This is a genomic window from Pseudomonas edaphica (assembly GCF_965277385.1).
Taxonomy (GTDB): Bacteria; Pseudomonadota; Gammaproteobacteria; order Pseudomonadales; family Pseudomonadaceae; genus Aquipseudomonas; species Aquipseudomonas edaphica.
Genome location: NZ_OZ255725.1, coordinates 1,338,938 through 1,354,714, shown reverse-complemented (window position 1 = coordinate 1,354,714; position 15,777 = coordinate 1,338,938). Strand labels below are relative to the sequence as shown.

Here is a 15,777-nt window from a genome sequence, read left to right as displayed (position 1 = left end):
AGGTTTTACTGTGGGCTGGAACGCCCGGTCATCTCCCGTGCCATTTCGGTGGCGTAGCTGTCGGTCATGCCGGCGATAAAGTCGATCATGCGCAGAAACGAAGCGTGCAGCGACCAGGCAGGATTCGGCGCACTGTTGCCCAGCAAGTCAAGGATGCGCCGGTTCTTGAACGACGGCGTGCGCCCTCCATGCTGCTCCAGGGCGGCACCGCAAAACGCGTTCAACAGGATTTCCAGGGTGGTGTAGGCGCCGATTTCGTGCAGGGTCTTGCGCTTGTCCTGGAAAATTTTCTTGCGCGCCATGTCCTTGGCGTCCAGTACACAGCGCTTGGCCGGGCCGTGCATGTGTTCCACCAGGTCGCCTGGCAGCGTGCCGGCGAGCAAGGCGTCCTGCTGCTCGACGAAGGCGCGTGCCGCTGCGTTGGTCAGGTGCTCAATGGCCTTGCCGCGCAGGATCGCTAGCTTGCGCCGGCGTGAATCCTGCGGGCCCAGTTGCCGGTAGGTCTGGGGCAAATCATCACCCACCAGGTCGAGCAGCAGCGACTCGACTTCGGCATATTCGAGCAGCTCCATTTCCAGGCCGTCTTCGAGGTCGATCAAGGCGTAGCAGATATCGTCGGCCGCCTCCATCAGGTAGACCAGCGGGTGACGGGCCCAGCGTTGCTCTTCCAGCTGGGGCAGGCCGAGCTTGTGGGCGATCTGTTCAAGGATCGGCAACTCGCTCTGATAACAACCGAACTTATGCTTCTTGTAGCCCAACGAATCCGCGTGGCGGGCGGTCCAGGGGTACTTCAGGTAAGTGCCGAGGGTGGCGTAGGTCAGTCGTGTACCGCCGTCGAACTGGTGGTACTCCAGCTGGGTAAGCACCCTGAAACCTTGGGCATTGCCTTCGAAATTGAGGAAGTCGTTGCGTTCGGCACTGCTCATGTCATCCAGCCAGCCGCGTCCGGCCGCCTGTTGGAACCAGTGGCGAATGGCATCTTCACCCGAGTGCCCGAACGGCGGGTTGCCGATGTCATGGGCCAGGCAAGCCGATTGCACCACCATGCCCAGATCGCTTGGCTCGCACCAGTCGGGCAGGGCGCTGCGCAAGGTTTCGCCGACACGCATGCCAAGGGAGCGGCCGACGCAGCTGACTTCCAGGGAGTGGGTCAGACGTGTATGGATATGGTCGTTACTGGACACCGGGTGCACCTGGGTCTTGCGGCCCAGGCGGCGGAACGCGCCGGAGAAAATAATCCGATCGTGGTCTTTGTGGAACGGGCTACGGCCGAGTTCTTCCGGGCTGTGCAGGGGTTTTCCAAGACGTTCGCGGGTAAGCAGGGTGGGCCAATCCAAGGCGGTTACTCTCCGTGCGGTGAATGACCCTCCCAGCTTCCCGGTTCAGCGCGGCATCGGCAAGCAAAAATCTACAGGCCGGCCGCATCGATATCGATTAACAGCAAGCGCTGACCGTTATCGAAGAACTGCCCGGCGGTGAGGCAGTACTGGTTGGTGGTGGCATCGCGGTAGGTCGACGACAGCGTCAGGCGCCGCTCCTCCCAGCCTTCAGCGAGCAAGTAATAGAAATATGGCCGCCATGACCAGTTGTGGCCCAGGTAGCGGCTGTCGGCTTGCCAGGCATCCTGGCGCCACTCGAAGTTGGGCGTCAGTTGGGTGCCATGGCGGTCGCACTGGTAAAAGCGCAGCAGCCATGGAAAGTCCGGCAATTGGGGCAGTTGATCGAGCGGCGCGCGGGCCTGTGCCCAGCGTTGCAGGATGTTCATCAGCTCGGCCAATTGCACGCGCAACTGCATCACACGGCCACGCTCGGCGAGTTTGTGTTGCACGTAAACCCCGCGCAATTGGGCAAAACGCGCGACGAACGCATCGGCCGCAAACCAGTCCAGTTGGGCCTGGGCAAACAGATAGCCCTGCACATAACGTGCGCCGCACTCCAGGGCAAAATTCAGTTGCGCCTCGGTTTCCACGCCCTCGGCGATGATCCAGCAGCCGGTTTTTTCGGCCATTTGCGCCAGTGCCCGCACCACGTCACTGCTCGGCCCGCCTTTGGCGGCTTCCTGGAACAGGCGCATGTCGAGTTTGAGAATATCCGGCTGCAGCGCCAGTACGCGGTCGAGTTGCGAATAGCCGGCACCGAAGTCATCGATGGCGATGCGTGCGCCAGCGTCGCGATAGCGTGCGACCACCTCGGCCAGGCGCTGGATGTCGCCGCCCAGTTCGGTGATTTCAAACACAATGCGCCGCGGATCGACATTGTGGGCCTGCACTTGTTTCAGGCTGGGCAAGGCTTGGCCAGGGCGCAGGCGGTTGATCCAGCGGGGTGAGATATTCAGGCTCAGAAACCAGTCGGCGGGGGCTTCATGCAGGCGGCTCAAGGCATTCTCTCGGATCTGCCGGTCCAGGCGGCGAAGGGCCACGCCCGGTGTGCGCGGGTCGGCAAACAGCGGCCCCACCGATTGCAAGCGGCCATCGGCCTGACGTAGGCGGCCCAGGGCCTCGACGCCGGCAATGCGCCCGGTGGCGGTGTCGATGAATGGCTGGAAACAGGCGAGCGGTTGCCCGTCGATCACGGGGCCTCCTTAAGAGAGCTGGCGAAAAAAGGCCCGGCCCTCAGTGACGAGGGCCGGGCCGATTCTGTTTGCAAGAATGCAGCCAGCCAGCTTCAGCCTTTACGCTGCATGGCCAATTTGATCAGCGGGATCAAACCGGCACCCAGCCGCACCAGGCGCGTCAGGCTGCTGATGCCGCCGCCCTTGGCGCCCTTGCCGGTAAAAAAGCCCATCAGGGTCACCGCCGCCACGCCCCACAGCGGCGCGTGCTTGATGCCCAGGCTGTCTTGCCAGTTGTGGCGCATGTCGCGCATTTTGTTCAGCGGCGCCATCAGTTGCTGGGACTCGTGACGGATCTCCTGGCGATGCATTTCCATGCGCAGGCGAATCAACGCCTTGCGCATTTCCCGGCGCGAGGTGTTTTGCGGGATTTCAGTCATGCTCATGGCAGCAGGCGCTCCCGATCATTGGCCAGCTCTTCGAGGGTGGCGTGGAAGGGCGTGGACTCATCGAACACCGCCGCTTTCAAGCGCACCCCGCAGAAGGCCGCGGCCAGGCTGTAGAACACGCAAAGGCAGATAATCCCGGTGAGACGATAGCCGGTGTCCCACACCAGAATCATCACCAAGGTCGACAACCCCACCAGCAATAACAGGGCAAACACCAGCGCCAAGCCTGCGAACAGCAACAGGCTCACGGTGCGGGCTTTCTGTTCCTGCAACTCGATGCCAAATAATTCGACGTGGCTGTGCAGCAAGCCCAGAACGGCTGCGCCCAGGCGTCGTGAAGTGGAACTGGTGCCCGTGGACGAGCCGGTTTCGCCGATAGACATGATAGTTAGCGCCTTGTAGCCAGCAGGCCGATCAAAAAGCCCACGCCGGCGGCAATGCCCACCGACTGCCAAGGGTTGGCCTGCACGTAATCTTCGGTGGCCGTGACCGCCGCCTGGCCGCGTTCACGCAGGGAATCTTCGGTCAGTTGCAGGGTTTCACGGGCTTTGAGCAGGCTCTCGTGAATCTTGCTGCGCAGCTCATCGGCCTGGTCACCGGCCAGCACGGCGGTATCGTCGAGCAACTTTTCGGTGTCACTGACCAGGGTTTGGAAATCCGCCATCAGTATTTCTTGAGCAGTCTTTGCAGTTCTTCTGGCCATGGGTATCTCCGTGATTGGCTGATCTGTTTGGTACGTGTGGTTTCGAGTCACCGGTTTCGGTGAAGGTTCAGTTCAATTGTCTGGTACAGCTTTTGCTTTGCCTTGGTGCGCAGGCCCTGGGGCTTGCGCCGAGTCGGGGCGGATCGAGGCCAATGCCTGGAAAAACCTTACCCTAAATCACACAAACTCGCGGAAAAACCCTGTCGGCAACGGCTCATTGTGTTGATCGCTGCGCTAAAGCGGTTCACGCCCTCTCAAGAGGGGCGGTGCCGGTGGTGCCAATTTAGTGCGCGCAACCCTGGCTTGAACCGCTTTGGTGCTTTTTGCCTTGAATGCAGGCCTGCCAACCTCCATGGAAAATTTGCAAAGCGCAGTGGACACCCTCGTCCACAGCTCCAATACCCTGTTTATCCTGATAGGTGCGGTCATGGTCCTGGCCATGCACGCCGGCTTCGCGTTCCTCGAAGTCGGCACCGTGCGCCAGAAAAACCAGGTCAACGCCCTGTCGAAAATCCTCAGTGACTTCGCCATCTCGACCCTGGCTTATTTCTTTATAGGCTATTGGATCTCCTATGGCGTGAGCTTTATGCAGCCGGCGGCGGTGATCAGCGCCGATCACGGCTATGGCCTGGTGAAGTTCTTCTTTCTGTTGACCTTCGCGGCCGCGATCCCGGCGATCATTTCCGGCGGCATTGCCGAACGCGCCAAGTTCGCCCCGCAGCTGTGTGCCACCGCGCTGATCGTGGCGTTTATCTACCCGTTTTTCGAAGGCATGGTGTGGAACGGCAATTTTGGCCTGCAAGCCTGGTTGCTCGCGCGCTTTGGCGCCAGCTTCCATGACTTTGCCGGCTCCGTGGTGGTGCACGCCATGGGCGGCTGGCTGGCGCTGGCGGCGGTGCTGCTGTTGGGCCCGCGCAACGGGCGCTACAGGGAAGGGCGGCTGGTCGCGTTTGCGCCTTCGAGCATTCCGTTCCTGGCGCTGGGTTCGTGGATTCTGATCGTCGGCTGGTTCGGCTTTAACGTGATGAGCGCGCAAACCCTCAACGGTGTCAGCGGCCTTGTCGCCGTCAACTCACTGATGGCGATGGTCGGCGGTACGGTCGCGGCCTTGGTGATCGGCCGCAATGACCCTGGCTTCCTGCACAACGGCCCGCTGGCAGGGCTGGTGGCGATTTGCGCCGGCTCCGACCTGATGCACCCAGTGGGCGCGCTGGTCACGGGCGTGGTCGCGGGTGGGCTGTTCGTGTGGTGTTTTATTGCCGCCCAGGATCGCTGGAAGATCGACGACGTGCTGGGCGTATGGCCGCTGCATGGCCTGTGTGGTGTGTGGGGCGGCATTGCCTGCGGGATCTTTGGCCAGACCGCATTCGGTGGCCTGGGCGGCGTCAGCCTGATCAGCCAGTTGATCGGCACCGCGCTGGGCGTGGCCGTGGCATTGGGCGGCGGCTTGCTGGTATACGGCGTGATCAAGCGTGTACACGGCCTGCGCTTGAGCCAGGAGCAGGAGTATTACGGCGCGGACCTGTCGATTCACAAAATTGGTGCGGTCAGCCAGGATTGATCGACTGTCTGGCAACAGGCTGGCCCGCTCGCCACAGTCAGGTGGGTGGGCTTAGAATGGTTGCCTGTTTTTGATCGAGTCCATTCGCCATGCTTCCTGAATGCCAGTTGTTCGGCACCCTGGGTTGCCATCTCTGTGAGCTTGCTGAAGCCGAAATCATGCCGCTCGTCGAGGGCGGGTTGCTGGTGGAGTTAGTGGATATTACTGACCCCGACGACCTCACTGAAGTTTACGGGCTGCGCATCCCGGTGCTTCGGCGCGCCGATACAGGGGCGGAGCTGGATTGGCCGTTCGAGACCGAACAGGTGGTCAACTTCCTTAAATAGCGCGAGCCCGGTGGCTTGCCGACCACCAGGCTTTGGTTGTTCAAGCGTTTTGAGTGTTCTCCAGACCGCAGCGCTCATGCGCGATCAAGTCATCGTGGGTTTCGCGCCGCCGTATCAATTTGGCGTGTGCTCCCTCCACCAGCACTTCTGGTGGGCGCCCTCGGGAGTTGTATTGGCTGGCCATGCTCATCCCATAAGCGCCACATGAGAAAATCGCCAACAAGCTTGCGTCTTCCAGTACGGGCAAGGGCCGGCCTAATGCGAAGTGATCGCCGGTTTCACAAATGGGGCCAACAATGTCGACCTCTTCCAGAGGCGCGGCTCCCGCCTCACGGACGCTCTCGCTCAACGCCGTCCAATGGCCGGAAAAGTCGCCAAATCGGGTTGGCCAGATGACGTGATTCGCGCCGTATAAAGTGGGGCGCAGCAGGACGTTCATACCCGCATCAACAATCGCAATCTTGCGGTCCCAGCCTTGTTTGATGTACTCGACCGTGGTGAGTAAAACGCCCGCGTTCGCGCTGATCGAACGGCCCGGCTCAATGATGAAGCGCAGACCACGACGTTTCAGTTCTTGCAGACGCTCACAAATATGCGCTCCCGTTTCAGTCAATGAACAGACGGGATTGCTTTCGTTGCTGTATTGCGCTGGAAACCCACCGCCGATATTGATGAACTCAATCGGGCAGTCAGCGGCCTGAAGCCGGTTGACCATTTCTTCAATCTTGTCGATGGCAGACAAGTAGGTGTGGGCCGATGGGATCGGGGACCCGAGATGTATATGGATGCCAACGACATCGACGCTCGCGTAACGCTTTGGGGTAAACAGTTCATAGGCGCGTTCAATCGGTATGCCAAATTTCGTCTGGCGGCCGCCAGTGGCCGTTTTCTCATGGGTACCGGCATCCACCACATCCGGATTGACCCGAATGGCCACCTTTACACGCTTGCCGGCCGCCGACGCTACCGCATCCAGGCGCAGCAGCTCTGCCTCGGACTCCACATTGAAAAGGAATACGCCCACGTCAACGGCATAGCTGATTTCTTCGTGGGACTTGCCGACACCCGCGAACACTATCTTGTCTGCGGTCACGCCTGCCATCAGTGCCCGGTACAGTTCACCGCCACTGACCACATCGAGGCCGGATCCTTGGTCGACCAAGAGCTTGAGGACGCTGAGATTGCTGCAGCTTTTAACCGAGAAGCAAATCAAAGGCGCCAGTGCAGAAAATGCGTTTTGTAGTACGGCATAGTGATTTTTCAGCGTCTGTGCTGAATAGAGATAAACAGGGCTGCCGTGCTGTTCGACAATGGCACTTACATCCACTTGCTCTACATGTAAATGGCCGTTGATAAAATTAAAATGGTCCATCTTCCTACCTCGATTGGATGACTCCGACTAAACGCACTGACAGGTTTCTCGGCGCAGACGATGCAAGTGTGCATGGCGAAAAAATAAAGAAAAAATATCAAAATGATGGCCATCTATTCATTTCTGATATGGTTCGACCCATTCAATTCAACGCGTGGGTTTGCTCATGAATTTCAGTTTTCGCCATGTGGAAGTGTTCTGGGCGGTCATGACCACCGGCAGTGCGACCGCTGCCGCGGCATTGCTGCATACCTCGCAGCCCACTATCAGCCGCGAGCTGAGTCGTTTTGAAACTTTGACCCAGTTGACCTTGTTCAAACGCGCGGGCGCAAAACTGATTCCCACCGAGCATGGCCTGATGCTCTTCGATGAAGTTCAGCGCAGCTATGTGGGCCTGGCTCGCGTCAAGAACGCCGCTGAGGCCATCCGGCACTTTCGCCATGGGCAAATTTCGCTGACCTGCCAGCCTGCGTTTTCGAATGCCTTGCTGCCACAGGTCTGCCAGGATTTTTGTATTAAATTCCCGGGTGTCAGCATCAATGTCACGCCGCAGGAATCTCCCGCCCTGGAAGAGTCACTGACGGCTCAGCGTTATCATTTGGGGCTGACTGAAACCCTTGAGACACCACCTGGAACCCACAGCGAAACCTTGTTAAACCTTGATGTGGTGTGTGTATTGCCTTCTCATCATGTGCTTAATGCAAAAGCAGTCCTCACGCCAGAGGACTTCAATGGGCAAAACTTTGTTTACCTTGCGGCGGATGACCCCTACAGGATCAAAACCGACGCGATCTTTCAGCAGGCGGGCATTGAGAGACGGCTGGTGGTCGAAACGCATAACGCCAGCGCTGTGTGTGCGACCGTAAACCTGGGTGTGGGCGTAGCAATCGTCAATCCGCTCACCGCTCTGGACTATGTAGGCAGAGGTTTGCAGATCCGGCGTTTTTCCCATTCGATTTCTTACTGTGTGAGTGTCGTACGGCCATTGCACCGCCCCGAATCGTCCAGCGTCCTCCACTTTGTGGAGGTGCTGCGCAGCAATTGTCAGCGCATAAGTGCTCAGTTGCAGAACCTCTGAGCAAACCCACTGGTCGTGCACGGGTGCTCTTGATCGCCCGGGCGCGTTTTCGCGATGGCGAGTTTCCGAATATTACGTTACTGTATGTTTGTACAGCGATTGAATAGAGGGAACGCCCGTGGTGAATGTTGAACAACTGAAAAGCAGCGTCAATCGCATGTCCGCCGACGTCGTGCGCGACGCGGTGAACGAGCTGCGCCTCGACGGCCTGGTCACGGAAGGCAAGACGCCGTTTAACAAAGTGCATTTCAATACCTGCTTTGCCGAGATCGAGGCGTTGTTCCAGCGCGCCGGTTACCACAAGCAGCTGGACGTGGTGGGTTACCAGGGCTTGTTGTACGCGCTCTACGATCCCGGCCGCTGGGAGGCGGTGGATGTGTTGCGTTGGCTTAAGGAGTTCACCGAGGCGGCCAGTGCTTCGCCGGTACTGCGGGCGCAATTGGCCAAGGCCTGAGATCCGCCCTAGGCTCAACCGCGCTCCATGCGGGATAATGCCTGCCGGTTTATCCAGGTTTCGAGCATTGCATGTCCACATCCGCTTTCTCTGCGTCCCAGCATCAAGCCAGCACCTTGTACCTGCCACCCGGCCCCTGGGCGACGGTGCTCGATTGCCTGTGCGAGCACTTTCCGGCGATCAACCGTGAACACTGGCTGGACCGCGTCGCCCGTGGCCGTGTCCTGGACATCAATGGCCAGCCGATCAGCCTGGACCTCGCCTACAAGGAAGGCCTGTGCATTTACTATTTTCGCGAAGTGCCGAATGAGAAGGTGATCCCGGTTCAGGAAACCATCCTGTATGCCGACGAGCACTTGGTGGTGGCCGACAAGCCACACTTTCTGCCGGTGACCCCGGCCGGCGAATACGTCGAGCAAACCCTGTTGCGCCGCCTGATTCGTCGCCTGGACAACCCCGCGCTGGTGCCTTTGCATCGTATTGATCGGCACACGGCGGGGCTGGTGCTGTTCTCGGCCGACCCGCAAACCCGGTCGGCGTATCAGCAGCTGTTTCCCACACGGCGCATTGATAAATTCTACGAAGCCATTGCCCCGGCCTTACCCGACCTGACCTTCCCGCTGGTGCATAAAAGTCGCCTGGTCGATGGCCAGCCGTTCTTTCGCATGCAGGAAGGGCCGGGCGCCAGCAACACTGAAACGGCGGTGCAAGTGCGCGAGAAAAATGGCGATCTGTGGCGCTACGGACTGTTCCCCGTGACCGGCAAGAAGCACCAGCTGCGGGTACACATGACGGCGCTGGGGGCGAGTATCTGCAACGACCCGTTCTACCCCGATGTGCTCAAGGATGCCGAGGACGACTACGCCAACCCACTCAAACTGCTGGCCCAGGGCGTGCGCTTTATTGACCCGGTGACCGGTGAACAACGCCATTTTCGCAGCCGCATCACCCTCGACTGGTAACCGCCAGAAACGACAAGGCCCGCACATGGCGGGCCTTGTGGGCAAACGCTTAAGACTTACAGGTCTTTAACGGTGCGAACCTGATCCTTGTTGATACGGGTCTGCTTGCCGTCAAGTTGTTCGAACTCGTAGAAGCCCGAAGCCTTGTCGTATTTAGGGGTGTCGACGGCCTGGATTTCGCGACCGTCATTCAGGGTGATCACTGTAGGCGAAGCGCAACCGGCGAGAGTGGCGAGGCCCAGTGCAAGCATGAGAGCGGCGATGGTCCGTTGAGTCATGAGTTTGTCTCCAAGAGAATTCTTTTAAATAGCTGACCTTGTGACGCGCATGGCGTCGACAAAGTTCCTTGTGCGAGGTTCATTCTGACACGCCAGACCCAGGGTGCAACAGCTCGGGTGTATTCAGATTGGCCAGGCGTGGGTCGTCAGCTTGGCATTCCAGGCCCACACCGCCCAACTGCAGGAATATCTTGCGCGGGCTGCGCTCACCGGCGTCCCATGCCTGTTGTACCTGGGTTTTGAGGTGGGTGGGGATGATGCAGATCAAGGGTTCCCAGAACTCGCCATGGCGTACCATCACCGGCACCTGCGGGTTGCGGTGTGCCGTCTCACACAAATCGGCCAATAGTCCCACGTCGATGTTGGGTACGTCACACGGCAGTATCAGCACATGCGCATGGCGCGCGGCGGCCAGGCCCGCGCGGATGCCCGCCAGCGGGCCGGGGAAGTCCGGGCTGTCGTCGCTCACCAACTGGTCGGCATAGGGCGCGTACTGCTCATGGTTGCGGTTGCACGAGATGATCAGGTCATCGGTCAGCGGTCGGGTCAGGCGCTGCAAATGTGCAACCAATGGCTGGCCGTGCCAGGGCAGCAGGCCTTTGTCCTGGCCGCCCATGCGTTGGCCACGGCCGCCGGCCAGCAGCAGGATCGAATAAGGCAGGGGCGAAGAATCAAGCGACATGGTGGTTCCGCAGCGGCAGGCAAATAGGGGCCTGTGATATAACATCGGGCTGTTCATTCGACAACCGGACCAAGCCATGAAAGCCAAGGCTGATGCGCCCTTCGTACCCCTCAATATCGCTGTGCTGACTGTCAGCGACACCCGCACCCTGGACACCGACACCTCCGGCCAGGTCTTCGTCGATCGCCTGGCCGCCGCCGGCCACAACCTGGCCGAGCGCGTGCTGCTCAAGGACGACCTGTACAAAATCCGCGCCCAGGTCGCCCACTGGATCGCCGAAGACGTGGTGCAAGTGGTGCTGATCACCGGCGGCACCGGCTTCACCGGCCGCGACAGCACGCCCGAAGCCGTCAGCTGCCTGCTGGACAAGCAGGTCGATGGTTTTGGCGAACTGTTCCGCCAGATCTCCGTGGCTGATATCGGCACCTCCACCGTCCAATCACGCGCCCTGGCCGGCCTGGCCAATGGCACGCTGGTCTGCTGCCTGCCGGGTTCGACCAACGCGGTGCGCACCGGTTGGGATGGCATCCTTGCCGAGCAACTGGATAACCGCCACCGCCCGTGCAACTTTGTGCCGCACCTGAAGCAGGCCGAACCCTGCGAATCCCGTGGATAAGCCTGGCAAGTCCGGTGCACTGATGCCGGTGGAACAAGCGCTGCAGCAACTACTGGACATGGCTGAAGCAACGCCGATTCGCGAGCACGACGTGCAGCCCTTGGCCGAATGTGATGGCCGCGTATTGGCGCAAGATTTGGTCTCCACCCTCGACCTGCCGCCCTGGCCCAACAGCGCCATGGACGGTTACGCCCTGCGCCTGTCGGATTGGACCGGCGAGCCGCTGCCCGTGAGCCAGCGCATCTTCGCCGGCCAGGCACCGCAGCCACTGGCGGCCGGCACTTGCGCGCGCATCTTTACCGGCGCGCCCGTGCCCGAAGGCGCCGATTGTGTAGAGATGCAGGAAAACGCCGTGGTCCACGCCGACGACCGCGTGAGCTTCACCGAGCGCTTGCGGGCCGGCCAGAACATCCGCCCCCAAGGCCAGGAAACCACGGTCGGCGAGTTGGTGCTAAACGCAGGCACCCGGCTTGGCCCGATAGAGCTGGGCCTGGCTGCTTCCCTCGGGCATGACTGTTTAAGTGTGGTGCGCCGGGTACGCGTGGCCGTGCTGTCCACCGGCGATGAACTGATCGAACCCGGCCTGCCGCTGGGGCCGGGGCAGATCTACAACAGCAACCGGCGTGTGTTGTGCAGCTGGCTTGTGCGCATGGGCTGTGAAGTGATCGATGCCGGGATTCTTCCGGATGACCTGGAAAAGACCCGCACACGCCTAACAAGCCTGGGCAGTGTCGACCTGATCCTGTCCACCGGCGGTGTCTCGGTCGGCGAGGCGGACTTTCTCGGCATCGCCCTGCGCGAAGAGGGCGAACTGGCCCTGTGGAAACTTGCGATCAAGCCGGGCAAACCGCTGACCTTCGGGCGCTTTCGCGGTGTGCCGGTGATTGGCCTGCCCGGCAACCCGGCGTCGACTTTGGTGACCTTTGCGCTGCTGGCCCGGCCCTATCTGCTGCGCCGCCAAGGCGTGCAGGACGTGGCGCCGCTGCGCTTCGAAGTGCCGGTGGGGTTCGTGTGGCCTCAGCCGGGCAACCGCCGCGAGTACCTGCGCGGGCGTATCGAGCAGGGCCGGGCGATTATCTACCGCAACCAGAGCTCCGGCGTGCTACGCAGCGCGGCGTGGGCCGAAGGGTTTGTGGAGGTGTTGGAGGGGACGACACTCGATATTGGCGACCGCGTCAATTTCATTCCCTTGAGTGAAGTCCTGAACTGACAATAGAGACCGACTGTGGGAGCTGGCTTGCCTGCGATGCAGACACCTCGGAGTGTCAGGTACACCCGGTTGATGCCATCGCAGGCAAGCCAGCTCCCACATTTGGATTTGCGTGTAGCTAGTAATCATCCCCACGTGCCGTCACATCCCGCTCCATCGGCTCGGCATTCGGGTCATAGCCCACCGGGAATTTGCCCTTGAGCGTCCACGCAAACGCAATAATCTCGGCCACCGTGCGGTACAGCTCCTCCGGGATGCTGTCGCCCAATTCCATGCGCGCCAGCAGTTTCACTAGCTCGGCATTCTCATAGATCGGCACTTCATTTTCCCGCGCCAACTTCAAAATGGCTTCGGCCAGGGCATCGTCGCCCTTGGCCGTCAGGGTTGGCGCTTGCTGGCCGTCGTACTTGAGGGCAATCGCCTGGCGTGGCGGAAGGGAGTTTTTCATGCGGTTTCATCCACCCAGCGTTGCTCCAATCCGGTTCGTGGCCCACGTGGCGGCGTACCGAGGTGGCAGTCCAGGTCGCCGACATTGATGCCCGAGGTCACCAGGCGCTCGCGCAAGCTGCCCAAATGGCTTTCGATCAGGCTGGCGGTAAACGGGCGCGAGGCCCACAGCTGGCTGGACAATTTGCCCTGGGTCAGTTGCGCCTGCACCTGCAACGGCCCCAGCGGCTCCATGTCGAAGGCCAGCTCGACGCGCCAGAGCATTTGCTTGGGGTCTTTCTTGTCCTTGCGCTCCGGTTGGTCCTTGTCCGGCGGCGGTTCTTCACGCTGGAACTTGACCTGCAACGGCACAATGTCCTGCAAGGTGCGCATGGGGATTTCCAGCTGCCAAGTGGTTTGCAGGCGGCCATCGGCGGTAGTGCCGGTTTGCTCCAGGCTCGATAACTGATGGCTTTGCAGCCGGGAAATGGCCCCGGCGGCCAGGCGCAGCAGGTTTTCCAGGTCGCCTTCGCCTGCAAGTTTGGCCATCAGCCGGTCCGGCAGCGGAAAGCCCGCCGGGGCTTGTCGTGCGCCGATCTGGCCGAGGGTGCTGAGCGGGTTGCGCACGAAGTTGGGCAGTACCTGGGCCAGGGTATTGGCGGCGAGGATGGCGTTCAGATTAGTGGCGGCGGGCAGGGCGGGCAGCAGTTCGGCGACCAGCCGCAGCAGGCTGCCTTTCATGTCCAGCGGTGGCACTTGCGGGTCTTGCCCGGCCAGCAGTTTGGCTTCAAGAAACACGCCGCTACTTTGTACCAACTGCGCCAGCACCTTGGGGTTGCTGACTTGCGCCAGGTCGGGCAGGGCGTTGAGCAAGCGCGCGGCGGCGGCGCGCAGGTCGCTGGAGGTGGTGTCGTCGGCAGGCAGGCTTTGCAGCGCGTTGAACAGCACATCCAGCGAGCCTTGGCGACTTTGCTGGGTCGACAACTGTTGCGCCACGGCCAGTTGATCCTTGAGACCGCTCAACGGCACGAAATTCAGGGTCTGCGCGTTCTGCACCACCGCACTGAGCAAGCTGCCGACCCGCAGCGGCTGCGGGCTTTCCAGACTCAACGTGGTGCCGGCCAGGGCGTTATTGAGCACGCTGACCAATGAGCGATAGATCGCCGGTTGCGCGGTGCCTTGCGGCAGCATCTGGGTGGTCAGCACCTTGGCCTGCAACAGCGTGCCCACCGGCAGTTGCGTGGTGTCGATGCGGGTCAGGGCGGCCACATTGGCGCTCAGGGCTTGCTGCAAGGTGATGGTCAGGTTGCCGGTCGGCGTCTGGCTCACCGCTACGTTGCTGCCCAGCGGCAACGGCTGGGCGCTGCTGGCCTGTACCAATGTCTGGCGGCCGCCTTCGAGGGTCAACTTGAGCAACAGCTGAAACGCATCGCCGCCTTGTTTAAGCGCTATCACCTCGGCGTTCGCGGTTTTGCCAGGGTCGATCAGGCCGGTCTGCGGCTCCAGCAGTTTCAACAACTCGCCGGTCGGCGGCAGCGGGGCAGGCCCGGGCGTCGGTGCTGGCGGCAGCGTAGGAAGGTTGATCTCACCGGTCATCGTGCGCGTCGTCTCTGGGGAAATTGCCCTCTTTAGAGTAGGGCATCACATGTATAATGCCGCCCGTCTGCAAAGAGAGCGGTAAAAACCTCACAACTATTTGATCCAGCTCTCTAAAATCGGTCGCCAAAGCCGTTATTGTGCACTTCTCTATAACGGCCGCTGCACCGCCGACTTGAACCGTAAAGGCCCGCGATCTTTTGACCAGCCCTCTTCTAGAAGCCGTAGCGCTTGCCTGTGAACGCGACCTGCGCCTGCTGTTCGAGCACCTCGAACTGCGGCTGGCGGGCGGCGACATGGTGCAGATCAGCGGCCCCAACGGCAGCGGCAAGACCAGTTTGCTGCGCCTGCTGGCCGGGTTGATGCAGCCGACGGCCGGTGAGGTTCGACTCAACGGCAAGCCCCTCAACGAACAACGCACCGAGCTTGCGCGCAACCTGATCTGGATCGGCCACGCCGCCGGCATCAAGGACGTGCTCACGCCGGAAGAAAACCTCAGCTGGCTCAGCGCCCTGCATCATCCGGCGCCCCGCGATGCCATCTGGCAAGCCTTGGCCGCTGTTGGCCTTAAAGGCTTCGAAGATGTCCCTTGCCACACCTTGTCCGCCGGCCAGCAGCGCCGCGTGGCGCTGGCACGTTTGTATCTGCCTGGCCCGCCGCTGTGGATTCTCGACGAACCCTTCACCGCCCTCGACAAGCAGGGCGTCGCCCAACTCGAAGAACACCTGGCACAGCACTGTGAACAGGGTGGCCTGGTGCTGCTCACCACCCACCACACGCTGGCGCGCAGGCCCGCCGGTTACCGCGACCTGGATTTAGGGCGGTGGTCGGCATGAGTGTGTTCGCGCTGTTAGTCGCCCGTGAAGCCCGCCTGTTGTGCCGTCGCCCGGCTGAATTGGCCAATCCTTTGGTATTTTTCGCCATCGTTATCGCGCTGTTCCCGCTGGCAGTCGGCCCCGAGACTAAACTGTTGCAAACCTTGTCCCCGGGACTGGTGTGGGTGGCCGCGCTTTTATCGGTGCTGCTCTCGCTGGACGGGCTGTTTCGCAGTGATTTTGAAGACGGTTCCCTCGAGCAGTGGGTCCTTTCGTCGCACCCCTTGCCACTTCTGGTACTGGCCAAGGTGCTGGCACACTGGGTTTTTTCTGGCTTGGCGCTAGTATTGCTCTCGCCGCTGCTGGCGATGATGCTCGGCTTGCCCGTTGAGTGCCTGCCGGTGTTGCTCCTGTCCTTGTTACTCGGTACGCCGGTGCTCAGCCTGTTGGGGGCGGTGGGCGCAGCGTTGACCGTCGGTTTGAAGCGGGGTGGCCTGTTGCTGGCCCTGCTGATTCTGCCTTTGTACATCCCGGTGTTGATCCTGGGCAGCGGCGCCTTGCAGGCCGCGCTCATGGGCATGCCGGCGACCGGTTACCTCCTGTGGCTTGGCAGCCTGACCGCCCTGGCGGTAACCCTGACACCCTTTGCTATAGCGGCTGGCCTGAAGATCAGCGTCGGCGAATAATGAGGTCTGGCC

General features: G+C 61.0%; 19 protein-coding genes. 9 read left to right on the top strand and 10 right to left on the bottom strand.

Translation table 11 applies throughout. The features are described from left to right. Positions 1-5: 5 nt before the first annotated feature. From ACQY47_RS05940 to ACQY47_RS05920, 5 genes are all read right to left on the bottom strand, one after another. Entirely contained in the window at positions 6-1,337 is a 1,332-nt protein-coding gene (locus ACQY47_RS05940) for a deoxyguanosinetriphosphate triphosphohydrolase (RefSeq protein WP_017136178.1), read from the bottom strand. Between the two features lie 71 nt (positions 1,338-1,408). After that, positions 1,409-2,572 (bottom strand): EAL domain-containing protein, encoded by a 1,164-nt coding sequence (locus ACQY47_RS05935; protein ID WP_428556474.1) that lies wholly within the window; start codon positions 2,570-2,572, stop codon positions 1,409-1,411. 92 nt (positions 2,573-2,664) lie between these two features. After that, complete coding sequence (locus tag ACQY47_RS05930; protein ID WP_017136180.1) at positions 2,665-2,997, bottom strand: hypothetical protein; 333 nt, start codon at positions 2,995-2,997, stop codon at positions 2,665-2,667. Next, a complete protein-coding gene (locus ACQY47_RS05925) occupies positions 2,994-3,383 on the bottom strand; it encodes a phage holin family protein (protein WP_017136181.1) in 390 nt (129 codons plus the stop codon). Before ACQY47_RS05925 ends, ACQY47_RS05930 begins: the two co-directional genes overlap by 4 nt. 5 nt (positions 3,384-3,388) lie before the next feature. Further along, positions 3,389-3,703 carry a DUF883 family protein gene (locus tag ACQY47_RS05920; RefSeq protein WP_017136182.1) on the bottom strand — a complete coding sequence of 105 codons (315 nt, stop codon included), beginning with the start codon at positions 3,701-3,703 and terminating at the stop codon, positions 3,389-3,391. 352 nt (positions 3,704-4,055) lie between these two features. On the opposite strand from ACQY47_RS05920, the gene ACQY47_RS05915 reads away from it, so the two are divergent. After that, complete coding sequence (locus tag ACQY47_RS05915) at positions 4,056-5,264, top strand: ammonium transporter (protein ID WP_138450029.1); 1,209 nt, start codon at positions 4,056-4,058, stop codon at positions 5,262-5,264. A gap of 89 nt (positions 5,265-5,353) precedes the next feature. After that, positions 5,354-5,590 carry a glutaredoxin family protein gene (locus tag ACQY47_RS05910; protein WP_428556469.1) on the top strand — a complete coding sequence of 79 codons (237 nt, stop codon included), beginning with the start codon at positions 5,354-5,356 and terminating at the stop codon, positions 5,588-5,590. A gap of 40 nt (positions 5,591-5,630) precedes the next feature. Here ACQY47_RS05910 and lysA read toward each other — a convergent pair whose 3' ends face one another. Then, positions 5,631-6,962, bottom strand: a complete 1,332-nt coding sequence (gene lysA / locus ACQY47_RS05905) for a diaminopimelate decarboxylase (RefSeq protein ID WP_428556466.1) — start codon at positions 6,960-6,962, stop codon at positions 5,631-5,633. Between the two features lie 166 nt (positions 6,963-7,128). Here lysA and ACQY47_RS05900 point away from each other — a divergent pair, with 166 nt between their 5' ends. The 3 genes from ACQY47_RS05900 to ACQY47_RS05890 all read left to right on the top strand — a co-directional run bounded on the left by ACQY47_RS05900 (position 7,129) and on the right by ACQY47_RS05890 (position 9,456). Continuing rightward, a complete protein-coding gene (locus tag ACQY47_RS05900; RefSeq protein WP_428556463.1) occupies positions 7,129-8,040 on the top strand; it encodes a LysR family transcriptional regulator in 912 nt (303 codons plus the stop codon). A 118-nt stretch (positions 8,041-8,158) separates the two neighbouring features. Beyond that, positions 8,159-8,494: a hypothetical protein gene (locus ACQY47_RS05895; RefSeq protein ID WP_003189932.1), complete on the top strand. Its 336-nt coding sequence runs from the start codon at positions 8,159-8,161 to the stop codon at positions 8,492-8,494. 71 nt (positions 8,495-8,565) lie between these two features. After that, the gene (locus ACQY47_RS05890) at positions 8,566-9,456 is read left to right on the top strand and encodes a pseudouridine synthase (RefSeq protein ID WP_428556460.1); all 891 of its coding nucleotides are present in this window, start codon (positions 8,566-8,568) and stop codon (positions 9,454-9,456) included. A 56-nt stretch (positions 9,457-9,512) separates the two neighbouring features. Here ACQY47_RS05890 and ACQY47_RS05885 read toward each other — a convergent pair whose 3' ends face one another. Continuing rightward, entirely contained in the window at positions 9,513-9,734 is a 222-nt protein-coding gene (locus ACQY47_RS05885) for a YgdI/YgdR family lipoprotein (RefSeq protein ID WP_017136187.1), read from the bottom strand. Positions 9,735-9,813: 79 nt separating this feature from the next. Next, on the bottom strand, positions 9,814-10,416 hold the full coding sequence (gene mobA, locus ACQY47_RS05880; protein ID WP_177033532.1) for a molybdenum cofactor guanylyltransferase MobA: 603 nt from the start codon (positions 10,414-10,416) through the stop codon (positions 9,814-9,816). A 76-nt stretch (positions 10,417-10,492) separates the two neighbouring features. Between mobA and moaB the strand changes: the two genes are divergently transcribed. Together moaB and ACQY47_RS05870 are read left to right on the top strand one after the other, a co-directional pair. Beyond that, entirely contained in the window at positions 10,493-11,032 is a 540-nt protein-coding gene (gene moaB / locus ACQY47_RS05875) for a molybdenum cofactor biosynthesis protein B (RefSeq protein ID WP_017136189.1), read from the top strand. Positions 11,033-11,054: 22 nt separating this feature from the next. Further along, on the top strand, positions 11,055-12,242 hold the full coding sequence (locus ACQY47_RS05870) for a molybdopterin molybdotransferase MoeA (RefSeq protein ID WP_428557345.1): 1,188 nt from the start codon (positions 11,055-11,057) through the stop codon (positions 12,240-12,242). Positions 12,243-12,360: 118 nt separating this feature from the next. Here ACQY47_RS05870 and ACQY47_RS05865 read toward each other — a convergent pair whose 3' ends face one another. Both ACQY47_RS05865 and ACQY47_RS05860 read right to left on the bottom strand, forming a co-directional pair. Beyond that, positions 12,361-12,690: an EscU/YscU/HrcU family type III secretion system export apparatus switch protein gene (locus ACQY47_RS05865; protein ID WP_017136191.1), complete on the bottom strand. Its 330-nt coding sequence runs from the start codon at positions 12,688-12,690 to the stop codon at positions 12,361-12,363. Then, complete coding sequence (locus ACQY47_RS05860; RefSeq protein ID WP_138451779.1) at positions 12,687-14,264, bottom strand: flagellar hook-length control protein FliK; 1,578 nt, start codon at positions 14,262-14,264, stop codon at positions 12,687-12,689. The genes ACQY47_RS05865 and ACQY47_RS05860 overlap by 4 nt, the downstream gene beginning before the upstream one ends. 200 nt (positions 14,265-14,464) lie before the next feature. Here ACQY47_RS05860 and ccmA point away from each other — a divergent pair, with 200 nt between their 5' ends. Both ccmA and ccmB read left to right on the top strand, forming a co-directional pair. Continuing rightward, a complete protein-coding gene (gene ccmA, locus ACQY47_RS05855; protein WP_138451781.1) occupies positions 14,465-15,100 on the top strand; it encodes a cytochrome c biogenesis heme-transporting ATPase CcmA in 636 nt (211 codons plus the stop codon). Further along, entirely contained in the window at positions 15,097-15,765 is a 669-nt protein-coding gene (gene ccmB, locus ACQY47_RS05850; protein ID WP_014717701.1) for a heme exporter protein CcmB, read from the top strand. The genes ccmA and ccmB overlap by 4 nt, the downstream gene beginning before the upstream one ends. Positions 15,766-15,777: the final 12 nt, after the last annotated feature.